The 15,964-nt window shown below is 40.7% G+C and carries 13 protein-coding genes, 1 tRNA gene and 2 rRNA genes; 2 read left to right on the top strand and 14 right to left on the bottom strand.

The window, feature by feature from the left end; all coding sequences use genetic code 11:
• Window positions 1-33 precede the first annotated feature (33 nt).
• The gene (locus KJS58_RS22715) at window positions 34-2,319 is read right to left on the bottom strand and encodes an ATP-binding protein (RefSeq protein ID WP_213535763.1); all 2,286 of its coding nucleotides are present in this window, start codon (window positions 2,317-2,319) and stop codon (window positions 34-36) included.
• A 354-nt stretch (window positions 2,320-2,673) separates the two neighbouring features.
• Between KJS58_RS22715 and tadA the strand changes: the two genes are divergently transcribed.
• Window positions 2,674-3,192 (top strand): tRNA adenosine(34) deaminase TadA, encoded by a 519-nt coding sequence (gene tadA, locus KJS58_RS22710; RefSeq protein ID WP_213535761.1) that lies wholly within the window; start codon window positions 2,674-2,676, stop codon window positions 3,190-3,192.
• A 132-nt stretch (window positions 3,193-3,324) separates the two neighbouring features.
• On the opposite strand, the gene KJS58_RS22705 is transcribed toward tadA, so the two are convergent.
• The 9 genes from KJS58_RS22705 to guaB all read right to left on the bottom strand — a co-directional run bounded on the left by KJS58_RS22705 (window position 3,325) and on the right by guaB (window position 11,728).
• Entirely contained in the window at window positions 3,325-4,404 is a 1,080-nt protein-coding gene (locus KJS58_RS22705) for a hypothetical protein (RefSeq protein ID WP_213535759.1), read from the bottom strand.
• Between the two features lie 184 nt (window positions 4,405-4,588).
• On the bottom strand, window positions 4,589-4,738 hold the full coding sequence (locus tag KJS58_RS22700) for a small acid-soluble spore protein P (RefSeq protein WP_213535757.1): 150 nt from the start codon (window positions 4,736-4,738) through the stop codon (window positions 4,589-4,591).
• Window positions 4,739-4,750: 12 nt separating this feature from the next.
• Window positions 4,751-5,092, bottom strand: coding sequence for a hypothetical protein (locus tag KJS58_RS22695; protein WP_213535755.1), 342 nt, complete (start codon window positions 5,090-5,092; stop codon window positions 4,751-4,753).
• Window positions 5,093-5,248: 156 nt separating this feature from the next.
• Window positions 5,249-5,337, bottom strand: a tRNA-Ser gene (locus tag KJS58_RS22690).
• A 95-nt stretch (window positions 5,338-5,432) separates the two neighbouring features.
• Entirely contained in the window at window positions 5,433-6,713 is a 1,281-nt protein-coding gene (gene serS / locus KJS58_RS22685) for a serine--tRNA ligase (protein ID WP_213535753.1), read from the bottom strand.
• Between the two features lie 134 nt (window positions 6,714-6,847).
• Window positions 6,848-7,432, bottom strand: a complete 585-nt coding sequence (gene pdxT, locus KJS58_RS22680) for a pyridoxal 5'-phosphate synthase glutaminase subunit PdxT (protein ID WP_283771327.1) — start codon at window positions 7,430-7,432, stop codon at window positions 6,848-6,850.
• A gap of 18 nt (window positions 7,433-7,450) precedes the next feature.
• Window positions 7,451-8,332: a pyridoxal 5'-phosphate synthase lyase subunit PdxS gene (gene pdxS, locus KJS58_RS22675; protein ID WP_160037021.1), complete on the bottom strand. Its 882-nt coding sequence runs from the start codon at window positions 8,330-8,332 to the stop codon at window positions 7,451-7,453.
• Window positions 8,333-8,546: 214 nt separating this feature from the next.
• Complete coding sequence (locus tag KJS58_RS22670) at window positions 8,547-9,866, bottom strand: D-alanyl-D-alanine carboxypeptidase family protein (protein ID WP_213535831.1); 1,320 nt, start codon at window positions 9,864-9,866, stop codon at window positions 8,547-8,549.
• Window positions 9,867-10,270: 404 nt separating this feature from the next.
• Entirely contained in the window at window positions 10,271-11,728 is a 1,458-nt protein-coding gene (gene guaB, locus KJS58_RS22665) for an IMP dehydrogenase (RefSeq protein WP_213535750.1), read from the bottom strand.
• A 456-nt stretch (window positions 11,729-12,184) separates the two neighbouring features.
• On the opposite strand from guaB, the gene KJS58_RS22660 reads away from it, so the two are divergent.
• Window positions 12,185-12,976, top strand: a complete 792-nt coding sequence (locus KJS58_RS22660) for a MurR/RpiR family transcriptional regulator (protein WP_213535748.1) — start codon at window positions 12,185-12,187, stop codon at window positions 12,974-12,976.
• A 53-nt stretch (window positions 12,977-13,029) separates the two neighbouring features.
• Here the strand turns inward: KJS58_RS22660 and KJS58_RS22655 are convergent, their stop codons facing one another.
• The 4 genes from KJS58_RS22655 to KJS58_RS22640 form a co-directional block, all read right to left on the bottom strand.
• Window positions 13,030-13,746 carry an N-acetylmannosamine-6-phosphate 2-epimerase gene (locus tag KJS58_RS22655; protein WP_191805147.1) on the bottom strand — a complete coding sequence of 239 codons (717 nt, stop codon included), beginning with the start codon at window positions 13,744-13,746 and terminating at the stop codon, window positions 13,030-13,032.
• Window positions 13,747-13,753: 7 nt separating this feature from the next.
• Window positions 13,754-15,328, bottom strand: a complete 1,575-nt coding sequence (gene ptsG / locus KJS58_RS22650) for a glucose-specific PTS transporter subunit IIBC (protein ID WP_213535746.1) — start codon at window positions 15,326-15,328, stop codon at window positions 13,754-13,756.
• A 196-nt stretch (window positions 15,329-15,524) separates the two neighbouring features.
• Window positions 15,525-15,641, bottom strand: a 5S ribosomal RNA gene (gene rrf / locus KJS58_RS22645).
• A 136-nt stretch (window positions 15,642-15,777) separates the two neighbouring features.
• Window positions 15,778-15,964, bottom strand: a 23S ribosomal RNA gene (locus KJS58_RS22640); the annotation flags it as partial.

The following is a 15,964-nucleotide window of genomic DNA, read 5'->3' as shown; positions in this document are numbered from 1 at the left end:
CTTACTTTCATATATTTTATTGATTCAAATCATTTATTTGAACTTATTTTGATTCAAAGCTGGCATCAGAATTGTAACTGTGGTTCCTTCGCCTTGAATACTATCAATTTCCATTGTTCCTTTATGCGCTTGAATGATACGCTGACTCACCATTAGACCAAGTCCCGTTCCCGATTCTTTACTTGTGAAGAAAGGTTCGCCCAGCTTAGGTAGTAACTCCTCAGGAACCCCCTCGCCCTCATCTTGAATGATAATCTCAGCATTCTGTCCGGCATTCACTCTAATTCGGATTTTTATTTTTCCACCGTCCGCCATCGCTTCCATCGCATTTTTAAGAAGGTTAATAAATACTTGTTTCAGCTGATTCTCTCCGCAGTGAACAATGGTAGGAACATCTGCATCTAATAAGATTTCAATACCAAGCATATGTGCTTGGCTGTCTAGAAGAGAGATTACATCCCCCATAATAAAACGGATATCCTTAGGAGTAAAATTAGTAGCCTGCGGCTTAGCTAAAATAAGAAACTCTCCTACAATTAAATTAATTCGATCCAGTTCTGATAACATCAAATCAATATGGCGAGGATTCATTTTCTGAGTCTGCTGTTGAAGTTGGATAAAACCTCTCAACGTCGTAAGCGGGTTTCTAATTTCATGAGCAACCCCAGCAGCAAGCTGACCTACGGTTGTAAGCTTCTCAGAGCGACGCAAGAGCTCTTCCATTCGCTTACGGCCCGTTATATCTCTTGATATACTAATATAGCCCGTAATTTTCCCCTCATCATCTCTGATCGGCGCCGTACTGACACTAACTTCAATTCGGCTGCCGTCTTTCGCATAACGATACGATTCATTCGAAGGAATGGTTAACCCGCTATGTAGTTTCTTACGTTGCTCCTGTTCTTCTTCGATTAATTCTTCAGGGATATTACTAAGGGGCTGACCGATGATTTCTCTACCTAACCAGCCATACATTTGTTCAAAAGCACGATTGACTTGAATAATATTTCCTTTTTCATCCGTAATATGAATAGCATCGGCTGTCTGATTGATAACAGACTCCAAATGTTCTTTTACCGCTCTATTTTCTTCATACATTTGCTTCAGTCTGTTCGTATAGTGTCCGAGATTCCGAATCATTGCATTGATCCCGTTCGATAATTGTCCTAGTTCATCGTTGCGCTTTAATTTCAGATCATAATTAAAATGACCGTCTCCTACTTCATTTACTTTAGATAGAATAGTCTGTATTGGTTTCGTATAAGCAGAAGCAAACAAATAACTCCCGAAAATAACAATTTCCATCAGTACAAGGGATACCGCGATATGACTAGTTAACTGTTCTGTCATTACACTTTCAATCTCATGATAATCGGTCACAATACTAATCACATATTTCTGTCCTACAGAGTTAGTAATCGGAATCATATTTTTTAATACTTTTTTTCCATCCACTACAGAGGTATATGACACATTATTTCCAGTTTCAATTGCTTTATTAATTGCTTTTTTATCCCTGTCAACTTCTCCATATCGATATTCCCCAAAGAAAATAGGTTTATTAATAAATTTAGGGTAGATTTCATCTGTTCCATCTTCCTCCATAGTCGGATGTCCGAACGTAGCAGGATTAATCCCAGCAATGGAAAGAATCGATGGATTCACATCTTGAAACTTTTTAATATTCCCTTCCGGGTTGAAAAAAAGAACATAATCCTCAATCTCATCTGAATTCATGAATGGATTGATGATATAGTTTCTTTGCCCATCATGATAATAACCCCATATGTTTACATTCCCGGGGTCTGATGTAGCATATTCAAATCCATTTGACCAATAATGATCATATTTTATCCCTTGGGGGATCGTCACTTGATACTCTTCAAAAAGCTGCTTAAATGCTTTGTACCAAAATGTCATTTTTCTTGTAGATAACCCAAGTTCATTAGGATCTGAAGATTTCGTTACAATAATATCATCTTCCGTCTGAATCATTAGGGAAATAGCAGATACCCCTATCTCTTCACTTAGTTCTTCTAACTGCTCATTCGTTATCTTATTAATATCCGGGTCCAAACTTTTAGCTGCATACTTTGCAGAGAGCCACAAATTTTTAGCCACCTGCTTCTTAACGACATCTGCATTGTCTTGATTCTGCTCCATGGCCAGTGCAATTTGCTTTGCCGCAGATACAATTCGTTTTTCACTATCCTGCAGCAAATTTTCCTGGGTCGTGTAATAACTGAGCGCGATGTTGAGTCCAAGTAAAATCAATAACGAGAACGACATCACCAAAGACAATTTAATTTTAATGGACAATCTCCAGCTCACCTCTTGGCTCGTATCCTGGCGAAAAGTGACTATATGTACGACTTTCTAGGGATTTATGTATAAGAACATCATACCTTCTTACAAGTTATTTGAAAAGGAACGACTGCATACGTAGTTAGGAAACAAAGGAATAATTGTAAAGCGAAATTGATATATCGACAAGTATTGAATAAAATAAAGAAGTCATACACAAAGTTGTTAACAAATCCACAAGCCTTTGGATAATATGTGTACAAGTCTGTGCAAAACTAGACAGTTATCCACAAACTTATACACAACATGTTAACAACCCGAATATTTGTTCGTTGGATAAATGCTCGTTAGAAGGGATGTACTACGTTTATGGGACAGGACCAACCAAAAATTCATACTGAGGATGATTCCTTATATACAGATGAGTATTGGATGAATGAGGCAATTAAAGAAGCATTGAAGGCAGAAGCACTTGGAGAAGTACCTATCGGTGCGATCATCGTCAAAGATAATCAAATTATCGGAAGAGGGCACAACCTCCGCGAAGTTAATTATGATGCAACTGCTCATGCTGAGATTTTAGCGATCAAAGAAGCAAGTGCTCATTTGCAAGCTTGGCGCCTACTTGGCTGCAAATTATATGTTACACTCGAACCTTGCCCCATGTGCGCAGGTGCTATAGTCCAATCTAGAGTCCCTCACGTCATATTTGGGACAACCGATCCGAAAGCAGGCTGTGCTGGAACGCTTATGAATTTGTTGCAAGAATCTAGATTCAATCATCAAACCGAAGTTACAAGCGGAGTACTGCAGGAAACCTGTGCCTCCTTACTCACTTCCTTCTTTAGACGCCTAAGACATAAACACAGCTCGAAAGAAGGATCATGAAGTGACTGCAAACGAATCGTATCCTAAGGGATATAGATCATTTAAAGCGGGACAACTGCGCTGTTATTCTCCGCAAAAAAAGGTCAAGCGAGGGATCTAGATCCTTCACTTGACCTTTCTTTTTCTTTTTACTTAGTAACTGTACGCTTCGCTTAATAATTCCTGAAATTGTTCTATCGTTACAACATCATCCCCCGCAGGGATGCCAATTTGGAATTCTTGAGTTTTATTAATGTCTTTATAGTGTTGTGTGATGGTCATGTCTAAATTCACCGTCTCACTTGTGTCGGGATCATTAATGATAACATCAACTTTTCCTTCTTGGTAAGCTGGAATTCCCTCTTTATTGATGGCAGTATTCATAGTAAACGTATTAATGGTTAAGTGATTTTTTAACTCTTCAAGATCGGCAGCTATTTGGCTCTCGTCCGTACTGTTTAGTTCTTCTTTCATTTCAGCTATTTGTTCGTCCGTGATTTGAAGCATTTCTTTATATTCCGCTTTACTCATAATATCAATTACTTTAGGCATAACCTTGTTCAATAGAATGGTAATCGCTTCTTTGGCATTTTCATTTGTGACTTGGAACTGAACAAGCTGTTTAGCATCGACATCCTCAGGAACAGAGAACTCTTCTTTTTCAATACTCTTAAAATAGGTGTCCTGATCATATTCGGATAATACCGCGTCTGTCACTTCATTAGAGAACTGCTGAGATTTGGTTAGATCCATAGTTGCTGGACTCCACTCTACTCCCTCTTCTTCAGCCAGTTTCTTCATATCTATCTCAATGTATTTATTTACTAGTGTTTCTGGAATACCAAGCATAGGGATATTCGGCACTTTAATGTACATCTTATCTGCCGTCATCACAACAGGAATGTTGTATGCAAACTCCATATCACCTTTCAGATGAATACCAATAGTGAACTCGCTTTGCATTGGTTCATTCTGGAACACCCCGTCTACACTTAGCTCTGCATCTTTCAGCATGGCTAGGACCATTTCCATTTCAGGAAGTTCATCAGACTGACTCATGGAAAAGTTATTAATCACTACTTTACTTGTAAGTGCAAACGAAGTCATCTCCGTTGCTTTAGCTGCAGCATCTCTCACTGCTTCCTTAGGTTCTTGCTTCGCTCCACAACCTGCTAGTACGACGATTGCCGCCAGCATCATTGTTAACAAGACTCTTGTGTAACTCTTGTTCATGATTGCTCCCCTCTCGTCATTCATCCTTTTCATAAACACCTTTAGAATGATATCTCATTTCTCTGATAAGATAAACACTTTTGGAGATATTTGGTTCATAAGATTTATAAAAATGAGTTGTATACAGAAAAAGGGTCCCCCTCTTTTGAGGAGAACCCTTCGTAATGATGAAGATATAAAAAAATCAGCCTTGTGGATTATTATGATCTACGTGGTTACGGTTCTTGACCTTCTTGGACCCCGAAAGGGGCTCTGGGCCAGAGGAATGATCCTTTTTATGTCTCACACCAGCTGGCTGTGCTTCCGGTACAGGAATCGCTTTTGGCTTACTCATTAGATCCTCTCCTTAAGGGTTTGTTAAATACTGCACTGCTTGTGCACACTCGTGGATATGACGCATATAATCATGCGTAAGCTGCTGAATGGTATCCGTACGTTCATCAACATGCCGTCCGTCTTTCTCTACATCCATCAAATCGACTTTGACTTCACGGTTATCTACATATGCGCATTTGAAATCAAAAGAGTACATCTGGTGCCCTGCGGTATCGATATGAATGCGAAGGGTGTGTTGATCTGCTTCATCAGGTTTTACCTGTGCTTGGTCACCTTTATTCAGCACATTCGGCAAACTCTCATTCCAAGCATGAACAAGCTGGGTTTGATCGATATTAAAAATTTCACTCATTAGTAACACCTCCACACCTTTTAACGTGTGATTTTCACCGCTTTTTTATGCACTGTTCAATACTGTTCATTCTTGTCTTCTCACACCTATCTTTTTGGATAACCAAAAAAAGCCATTCTCCTTAAATAAGGAAAATGGCTTGTCATTTATGTGTTATGGCGGAGAGGATGGGATTCGAACCCATGTGGGCTTGCACCCTAACGGTTTTCAAGACCGCCCCGTTATGACCGCTTCGGTACCTCTCCAGGATAAAATAATTTTATTAACGTTTTAGCAACTTAACGCTCAACAAAAATTATTTTATCATAGATTGTCCATATATGCAACTTTTATTCGAAAATTATTTTGGTGAAATAACTTCCACGCCGCCCATGTAAGGAACGAGCACTTTCGGAATCTTCACACTGCCATCTTCTTGTTGGTAATTCTCAAGAATAGCAGCAAAAGTTCTTCCTACAGCAAGTCCTGAACCATTGAGTGTATGCAAATATTCAGGTTTGGCTTTCGCTTCACGGCGGAAACGAATATTGGCACGTCTTGCTTGGAAATCTTCACAGTTTGAGCATGAAGATATTTCACGGTACATTCCGCTCTCAGGCAGCCACACTTCCAGGTCATACGTCTTGGCTGATGTAAAGCCCATGTCTGCAGTACAGAGTGCCATAACTCGATATGGAAGCTCTAGAAGCTCTAGAACGCGTTCTGCATTTTTAGTCATCGATTCAAGTTCGTCATAAGAGTGTTCCGGCAACGCAAATTTCAGCATCTCCACTTTATTAAATTGATGCTGACGAATCAGACCACGGGTATCACGGCCTGCTGACCCTGCTTCAGAACGGAAACAAGAGCTATATGCTACAAATTTCTGTGGTAACTGCTCAGCATCAATAATTTCTTCGCGGTGATAGTTCGTCACAGGAACCTCTGCTGTAGGAATCAGGTAATACTCTGTGTCTTTAATTTTGAAGAGATCTTCTTCAAACTTGGGAAGCTGACCTGTTCCGTAAAGGCTGTCTTTGTTAACAATCATCGGAGGGAGAATTTCTTCATACCCATGATGATCACTATGCAAATCCATCATAAAGCTGATTAACGCCCGTTCAAGACGTGCTCCAAGCCCTTTATAGAATGTAAATCTCGATCCTGTAACCTTAGCTGCTGCTTCAAAATCAAGAATACCCAGATCCTGCGCTATATCCCAGTGTGCTTTCGGTTTAAACGTAAATTCACGTGGTTCAGCCCAGCGGCGGATCTCTACATTATCATCCTCAGATGCCCCTACGGGTACACTCTCATGAGGAATATTAGGAATAGCCATCGTCAGTTCATTAATTTGCGCTTCAAGTTCACGGATTTCCTCATCCATTTGCTTGATATTATCTGACACTTGGCGCATTTCAGCGATTAGTTCATCCGCATCTTCTTTATTTTTCTTGCGTTTGGCAACTTCACCAGATACCGTATTTCTCCGATTCTTTAATGTTTCTACTTCTTGAAGAAGTTCACGGCGGCGTACATCAAGCTTTGGAAAATCAGCAATTAAATCAACGGATTTACCACGACGCTTGAGGGCCTCCTCTACTCTGCCAAAATCATTACGCAATATTTTAATATCTAACACGCAAATTTCCCTCCTAAAAAAAATAATCTTGACCTGCGACCAGAGAAAAGACTCCACCCTTATACAAGCTTTACAGGCCAGCATAAGGGAAAGTCTTCAAATATCACGAGAGTCAAGATCGTTATATTGTTATCTTATCTCAAGGATTTCAAGCTGCTTTCCACCATATTCACAAAATATTGATGCAACCGGTAGTCATCCGTAAGCTCTGGATGAAAAGAAGAAACTAAAAGATGACCTTCACGAGCGGTTACAATCTCATCATGATAGGTGGAAAGAACTTCGACACCCTCACCAACAGACTCGATAAGCGGAGCACGGATGAACACTGCACGCACAGGCTCATCAATGCCTACTACTTCTAAATCTGTTTCAAAGCTCTCACGCTGGCGTCCAAATGCGTTACGAGAAACGGTTATGTTCATTAAGCTAAGATGAGCATCAACTTGTCCAGATATTTGCTTTGCCATAACGATAAGACCGGCACAAGTACCAAAGATCGGCTTCCCCTCTTCAGAGAACTGCCTAATTGCCTCGATAAAACCATACTTACGCATCAGCTTGCCAATTGTAGTGCTCTCCCCGCCTGGAATGATTAAACCATCCAGCTCATGAAGTTGCTCTACTCTCTTCACCGCTATGCCTTCTGCTCCGGCAAGCTCCGTAGTGCGAATATGTTCAGCAACAGCACCTTGTAGTGCTAATACTCCGATTTTCACTCTAGACATCCTTCTCTCTTACCAACCACGATTCGACATGCGCTCTGCAGGGGACAATGAAGAGATTTCTATCCCTTTCATCGGTGCACCCAAGTTCTTAGAGACTTCCGCAATCAGCTTATAATCTGTGTAATGAGTCGTAGCTTCTACGATAGCACGAGCAAATTTCTCAGGGTTGTCTGATTTAAAGATACCGGAACCTACAAATACACCATCTGCACCAAGATGCATCATCAAAGCAGCATCAGCTGGAGTAGCAACACCACCTGCTGCAAAGTTTACAACAGGAAGTTTCCCGTTCTCATGTACATCAAGCAAAAGATCATAAGCCACACCCAAATTTTTAGCTTCAGCATACAGCTCGTCCTTGGACAGATTCTGAACTTTACGAATTTGGCTGTTAATGAAACGCATGTGACGAACCGCTTCAACAATGTTACCTGTTCCTGGTTCACCTTTAGTACGAATCATCGAAGCACCTTCACCGATCCGGCGAAGTGCTTCACCTAAATCTTTAGCTCCGCACACAAACGGTACAGTAAATTCATGTTTATCAATATGGAAAACTTCATCTGCTGGAGTTAATACTTCACTTTCATCAAGGTAGTCAACACCTAAAGATTCGAGCACCTTCGCTTCAACAAAATGACCAATACGAGCCTTCGCCATAACTGGGATTGATACGACTTTCATCACTTCTTCTACAATCGTTGGATCAGCCATACGAGCTACGCCGCCAGCTGCACGAATATCAGATGGTACACGTTCAAGAGCCATAACTGCTGTGGCACCTGCTGCTTCAGCAATTTTAGCCTGTTCTGCATTCATAACGTCCATGATGACGCCGCCTTTTTGCATTTCTGCCATTCCTCTTTTAACGCGTGATGTGCCCGTTTCCATGTTTAAGCCCCCCGTATTATATCTGCAGTTTTTCCAATTCAACGCCCTTTTAAAAGGTAATATCCTATAGAAAAAGACTTGTACCCATCAAAAGTTTCCAATTTGAATTCTAACTTGATATTTTACCGTATGAATCCTGATTATACAACTATTTTACTAAATACAGGTTATTAGAAAGTTGTCCCACCAGAACTAAAATAAATACTGCTTTTAATTAGAACAGGTTTTTAATACTATCAAACATGTCACCAAAGAAATCACCGATTCCTCGGAACATAAGTCGGAACCATCCAGCCTTTTCAACTTTCTCAGAAGTAACAAGGTTCACTGTTTGTTCCTGCACTTCATCCATACCTTCTACCTTGTAGGTGTATGTGATCGTGCCTGCTTTAGTACCTGCTTCTATTGGTGCTTCAAGCGCTTCACCTTCAAAATTAGTTGTGAATTCAGGTTCAAAAGATTCTGTGCCTTTTGGAACGATAAAGTTAACCGCTTCTTCGGTTACAACGGGTACCGTTGATTCTTTACCTTTAGATACAGGTGCTGTTTCTGCACCGGTTACCGTTGTCTTACCTGCAACCACTTGCTTCACTTCAAAATTATTATAACCGTAGTCGAGCACCTTTTTCGTTTCGTTGAATCGGCCGGGCTCTGTTGCAGCACCCATTACTACACTGATTAGACGCATTCCGTCACGTTCTGCAGTTCCAGCAAAACAGTAACCGGCATCGGATGTATGCCCCGTCTTCATGCCATCAAGACCCTCATACGCATACTTTTTAAAGTTTGTAATGTTTTTGTTTGCTTCAAGCATCCAGTTCCAGTTAATAATCTTATCTTTTCCGCGGAAATCATAGGATTGAAGAGATGTAAATTCAGCAAAGTCAGGATGATCCTGAACAATGTATCTAGTCAAAATAGCGACATCTTTCGCTGTCATTACTGTCTCACGTTCATCTTCCGGACGGAATTCTTCCGGCATATCATTACGGTTGAGACCGGTTGAGTTAATAAAATGTGTGTCATTCATTCCCATACGCTTGGCTTCTGCGTTCATCAGTTTTACGAACTCTTCCTCAGAACCCGCCACATGTTCTGCAAGAGCAACTGTTGCATCATTCGCAGAGCCAATAGCCATAGCAATATACAGTTCTTTAACCGAATGTTGGTCTCCTTCAGCCAGGAAAATACGGGAACCCACACTTAAGGAAGCATTTTTCTCAACCGTTACCTGTTCATCCCATGATAGTTCGCCTTGTTTTACTTTTTCAGAGACGATATATTCTGTCATCATTTTCGTCATACTAGCTGGAGCGTAAGCTTGATCTGCGTTGACCGATAATAGAATTTGACCCGTTGATGCTTCCATTAGTACTGCCGACTTTACCCCAAGTCCTAGAGTATCAGGCGAAGGCACTTTAGAAACAGATGCTTTTGTCGTAGCATTTGTAGTAGCAGCCGTTGCTACCTGAGTTACTTGTTCAGCAGACACTGCAGCAGGAATCACCGACATACAAAGCATATTCATAACCATTAATGTAGCAACGCGTTTTTTAAACTTTGATCTCTCGATTTGTTCAGAGCGAATCAATGAATGACTGTACTTCTTTTTCAATGGAATAAATCCTCCTCTAATCTTTCATAATGCCTCTATAGGCAATAATAGCATTCTGTTAATTTGTAAATGTTGAGCATAATCGAAAATGGCTAACAAGGACCAAAAGAAGAACCCATTGAATCAGAGAATAACTGATTTATATGTAATGTCCCTACTACATCCAATAGAGATCATTTTGTTCATGTTTTTCATAAGGTTCATATGTTTGCTTGTATACTTATACAAGTCCTGTTTCATTTTAACACACGATATTCCGCAAAAAAAGACAGGCAAAGTGAATTTCACCTTGCCTGCCTGCTATATGACCAAAAATGATTGTCCTACAATGTATAGTTTGGTGCTTCTTTTGTAATTTGAACATCATGTGGATGGCTTTCGCGAAGCCCTGCACTCGTAATTCGAATGAACTGAGTATCGTTACGAAGTTCATCGATCGTTGCTGTACCGCAATATCCCATACCAGAGCGAAGTCCGCCGATCAGCTGATGAATAGTCGCACTAAGTGGACCTTTATAAGCAACGCGTCCTTCAATACCTTCAGGAACAAGTTTCTTATCATCATCTTGGAAGTAACGGTCTTTACTGCCCATTTTCATTGCGCTGATGGATCCCATACCGCGATACCCTTTAAAGCGGCGACCTTGGTAAATTTCAAATTCGCCTGGACTTTCCTCTGTACCAGCGAGCAGACTTCCCAGCATAACTGCATGAGCTCCTGCTGCGAGTGCTTTTGTAATTTCACCGGAATACTTGATACCGCCATCAGCAATGACAGGGATATTGTATTCACGAGCTACATTTGCACAATCATAAACTGCGGTTACTTGAGGTACACCAATACCAGCAACAACACGAGTTGTACAGATGGATCCCGGACCAATACCTACTTTAATAACAGATGCCCCTGCTTCAATCAGATCACGCGTTGCTTCACCCGTAGCGACATTACCCGCAATGATTGTAAGACTTGGATATAGTTCGCGAAGTTTACGAACCGAGTCAAGAATGTTTTTACTGTGACCGTGTGCGGAATCGATCGAGATCAGATCCACACCTGCTTTTACCAATGCTTCTGTACGCTCGTACAAGTCACTGGATACACCAACAGCGGCACCAACAACCAATCTTCCTTGACTGTCTTTTGCAGCATTCGGGAATTGGATTGCTTTTTCAATATCTTTAATGGTGATAAGACCTTTTAAAGTATTCGACTCATCAACAAGCGGAAGCTTCTCAATTTTATGTTTTTGCAAAATCTCTTGAGCTTGTACAAGCGTAGTACCTACAGGTGCTGTCACCAGATTCTCACTTGTCATTACTTCGGAGATCTTAATGTCATAGTTTTTAATAAAACGTAAATCACGGTTGGTTAGAATTCCGACCAATTTCTGTGCTTCATCAACGATAGGCACACCGGAGATGCGATATTTCGCCATTACTTTTTCTGCATCAGATACTAAATGATCTTTAGTCAATGAGAAAGGATTCGTAATTACGCCGCTCTCTGAACGTTTTACACGATCTACTTCTTCGGCTTGCTGTTCAACCGGCATATTTTTATGAATGATACCGATACCGCCTTCTCTCGCAATTGCAATCGCCAAAGGTGCTTCTGTAACAGTATCCATCGCAGCACTGATCAGTGGAATATTAAGCTTCACGTTATCACTTAAACGAACCGAAACATCAACTTCCTTGGGAAGTACCTCAGACTTACGCGGTACTAACAAAACATCATCAAATGTTAAACCTTCTTTACTAAACTTATCTCCCCACACTACGATGTTCCTCCTTTTATTATATATAGACTGAAGATCTCTAAATGAAAGCATTTATGGATCTAATGAACATTTTCTGAAAATATATTATTGCAATCTTAGCAAAGGCCCATTTGCACTGTCAAGGAAAAGTAACTTGCTGTGAAAGAGTGTATCGCTGTAGAAAAACAACTGTTTGTCCCTGACGGACACTTCTGGTTAACTGCTTGCTTTCTTAGCTATAGAATCTCACGAAATGAAGCCTATACTGGTAAATATAAATTCTCGAATTTCATTAGTTTTGTCCTATTGTCTCCTCTTCTTACTTTTGAAAGCTCTTATATGGATTAATTTCTTAGGTAAGATGCGAATCTTTCCTATTTGTACTTTTCATCATTCGGCAGTAGACTACTATATAATAATCTTTTTCCTAGCTAAATTATGAACGGAATGAGGTCGAATACGATGTCGTCTAGTATGATCGATAAGCTACAAATTGAATATCAACGTTTTTCAGCAAAAGAAAAAGAAATTGCCGATTATGTCATGCGTAATCAGGCATCTATTATGAATATAAATATCCGTGATTTGGCTGCAAATACATACACCTCTACCTCGACCATCACACGATTCTGTCGAAAAGTAGGTTGTGCAACTTTTGTTGATTTCAAAATTCTTCTCAATCGTGAGGTTCAGCAACCTCATCCGGAAACTCGTTTTTTTCCTAAAACCCAACAAGCCTATAATGACATTATTAATGCTACGGCTGAAATGCTGGATACGGAACAGATTGAACAAGTTGTGACTTTAATAAAGAAATCACGCCGAATCTATGTTTATGGTCTAGGAAGCTCCGGATTATCTGCTCTGGAGTTTAAATACCGTCTAACTCGGATGAATATCATCATTGATGCTGTAACCGATTCACATATGATGATTATGAGTGCTTCTCTGTTAGGACAGGATGATCTAGTGATCGGGATATCCAATTCTGGAAGAACGATTGAAGTCAGTGATGCACTGGATGCTGCTAAGAAACGCGGAGCCAAAGTGGTTGGCATTACTAATTTTGATCATACTCCTCTTTCGGAGATATCTGATATATGCCTTTTCACCCCTGATATCGATCGCACAGGAGATGTCCACTTTATTAATAGCCAGCTCGCCATCATCTATATCCTGGATGTGATTTCCCTACTCTTACTTGAGGATGAATCTTTATTTGAAGCTCGTCAGAATACACTTAAAGCTTTGTATCATCGGGAATAAAAATCAGGCCAAAGCTTTTTTAGCTTTGGCCTGATCATTTATATCGTAATTCGTTACTTCGTAGCAGGTGCTACTTTACTTATTCCAGAGATCGCAGCAGCGAATCGCTCAGTAATTTGCTGAGGTCGAGTAATTGCGCCTCCTACAACGACACAGTATACTCCTACTTCTAGACAACGGGCTGCCATCTCTGGTGTCATCACATTTCCTTCTGCAACAACGGGTGTATGAACACTAGCGATAATTTCTTTTAGTACTGCAAAATCCTCATCATATAATTTCATGTGGGATGTTTCTTCTGTGTATCCTACTAGCGTAGTAGAAATAAGATCAAAGCCTAGCTTTTCAGCATTTATAGCTTCTTCTGTTGAAGAAATGTCCGCCATAAGTAAAACATCTGGATATTTACTGCGGATTTCTTTTACAAATGCCTCTAATGTTTTTCCATCTGGGCGGGCTCTTACAGTTGCATCAACTGCAATGATTTCAGCGCCTACAGCTGCAAGCTCATCTACTTCCTGAATCGTTGGTGTAATAAATACTGGATTCGTTCCATAATTTCTTTTTACAATTCCGATGACCGGCAAATCTACCTGCTGTTTAATCTCTTTAACGTCAGCAGCTGTATTCGCGCGTATTCCAATTGCTCCACCTTGTTTTGCCGCGATGGCCAATCTTCCCATGATAAAAGAGCTATGTAAAGGCTCATGCTCAAGTGCTTGGCATGATACAATAAGTCCACCTTGAATTCCTAACGTATTTAATTCCATTTTTTCATCACTCCGTTTCCATATATTCTTCAATTTCATTCTTAATAATCGTAACCTGAGGTCCGTATATGACTTGAACACCATTTCCGACTTTAACTACCGCAGTAGCTCCTGTCTCTTTAAGCATATTCTCATCTACTTTATCCATATCCAGAACAGACACGCGAAGTCTTGTTGCACAGCAATCTACTTCTTTAATATTATCCTTACCGCCAAGTCCGTTAAGAATAGCGATCGAACGTTCATTTCCGGTTTTTGCATTTGCCTTTTTTGGCTTAGCATCTGTAGAAAATTCTACTTTATCAGTGTCTGTCTCGTCTTCCCGGCCCATAGTCTTCAGTTTCAATTTAACTATTAGAACTCGGAACGTGAAGTAGTAAAGGAAGAACCAGACCACCCCGATGATCGGAACAAGTATCCAGTTTGTCTTAGCATTACCTTGCAGTACTCCAAAGAGAATGAAGTCAATTAAGCCACCAGAGAACGTTTGTCCGATTGTAATCTCAAAGATATGTGAAAGCATAAAAGCAAATCCATCAAATATAGCATGAACGACATACAGTACCGGAGCTACAAAAAGAAACGAGAACTCTAAAGGTTCTGTAATTCCTGTAAGAAATGATGTCAAAGCAGCCGATAACATCAATCCGCCAACTACTTTTTTTCGTTCCGGCCGTGCCGTATGATAAATAGCTAATGCAGCACCGAGTAATCCAAACATCATCGTAATAAAACGTCCGGACATAAATCTTGATGTACCAGAGAAAAATTTCTCTGTTGCTGGGTCACCCAGCTGAGCAAAAAATATATTTTGTGTACCTTCGTAGACTGTACCTGCAACATCTACCGTGCCGCCAAGTCCTGTCTGCCAGAAAGGAAGATAGAATATATGATGCAGACCCAGTGGTCCAAGCATTCTTAACAAAAATCCGTAAAATAAGGTACCAACATATCCTGTTTTATCTACCAGACTGCCAAGTTGAGAAATCCCCAGCTGAACAGTTGGCCATATCAGGAATAATATAATACCGATGAAGATGGCCGCAAAAGAAGAAACAATAGGAATGAACCGAGAGCCCCCAAAGAAACCAAGAAAAGCAGGAAATTCAATCTTGTTGTACTTATTATGCAGCATGGCTGTAACCAGACCAACTATGATTCCTCCAAGTACACCCGTCTGAAGCGTTTGTATTCCTAAGACCATTCCTTGCCCGACTGAGGCTAATTGATCTTCTGCTAACTGACCCGTATTAATCAGCATAGCATTAATCGAAGCATTCATTACCAAGTATGCCAGTCCCGCTGCAAGTCCGGCAGTCCCTTTGTCTGCACGAGCCAGACCGACGGCTACCCCAATTGCAAATATAAGAGCGAGGTTATCGAATACAATGCTTCCTGCACTGCTCATAACGGTAAAAATCTGCTGGAGCCATTCCACTTGCAAGAATGGGTAAGTTGCTACTGTATTTGCATTAGATAAAGCACCGCCAATACCTAATAACAAACCAGCTGCAGGTAGAACTGCGATAGGGAGCATAAAAGACTTACCAAACTTTTGAGCTTTCTCGAAGTATTGTTTCACCTGGATGACCACTCCTCAATAATCGTTTTCATGTTCATGATAGTTATGAAAACAATTTTCGTCAATGATTATTTTAATCGCTTTCATAAAACGAGTCATTCCGCATTGGTTACTATAAACTTTATCTTCATCTATTTTCTTCATGGAAACACAAAAAAACCGTCGCTGACGTATTGTCAACAACGGTTTTCTATTTGCTTGGCGACGTCCTACTCTCCCAGGACCCTGCGGTCCAAGTACCATCGGCGCTGGAGGGCTTAACGGTCGTGTTCGGGATGGGTACGTGTGGAACCCCTCCGCTATCGCCACCAAACGAGCATTTGTGAAACAAATGCGATCCGCGTTGGTTTTGGTACATCACTATAAAGTGTGTATAAAACCAATAGCGTTTTTCAAGGTTTTGCTCCCTGAAAACTAGATACGAAACAATCTTTGCGATTTTATATATTTAGGATAAGCCCTCGACCGATTAGTACTGGTCAGCTCCATGCATTGCTGCACTTCCACCTCCAGCCTATCTACCTCGTCGTCTTCAAGGGGTCTTACTAATTGGGAAATCTCATCTTGAGGTGGGCTTCGCGCTTAGATGCTTTCAGCGCTTATCCCTTCCATACATAGCTACCCAGCGATGCTCCT

The organism is Paenibacillus sp. J45TS6 (genome assembly GCF_018403285.1).
In the GTDB taxonomy this organism is placed as follows: domain Bacteria; phylum Bacillota; class Bacilli; order Paenibacillales; family Paenibacillaceae; genus Paenibacillus.
Note: the sequence above shows the minus strand (reverse complement) of the source record. Positions and strands in the feature narration are given on the sequence as shown.

Coding starts and splice junctions, on each gene's coding strand:
- tadA (WP_213535761.1), top strand. CDS start 2,674: ATGGGACAGGACCAACCAAAAATTCATACTGAGGATGATTCCTTATAT.
- KJS58_RS22705 (WP_213535759.1), bottom strand. CDS start 4,404: ATGAACAAGAGTTACACAAGAGTCTTGTTAACAATGATGCTGGCGGCA.
- KJS58_RS22700 (WP_213535757.1), bottom strand. CDS start 4,738: ATGAGTAAGCCAAAAGCGATTCCTGTACCGGAAGCACAGCCAGCTGGT.
- KJS58_RS22695 (WP_213535755.1), bottom strand. CDS start 5,092: ATGAGTGAAATTTTTAATATCGATCAAACCCAGCTTGTTCATGCTTGG.
- pdxS (WP_160037021.1), bottom strand. CDS start 8,332: ATGGAAACGGGCACATCACGCGTTAAAAGAGGAATGGCAGAAATGCAA.
- KJS58_RS22670 (WP_213535831.1), bottom strand. CDS start 9,866: ATGGTTATGAATATGCTTTGTATGTCGGTGATTCCTGCTGCAGTGTCT.
- KJS58_RS22660 (WP_213535748.1), top strand. CDS start 12,185: ATGATCGATAAGCTACAAATTGAATATCAACGTTTTTCAGCAAAAGAA.
- KJS58_RS22655 (WP_191805147.1), bottom strand. CDS start 13,746: ATGGAATTAAATACGTTAGGAATTCAAGGTGGACTTATTGTATCATGC.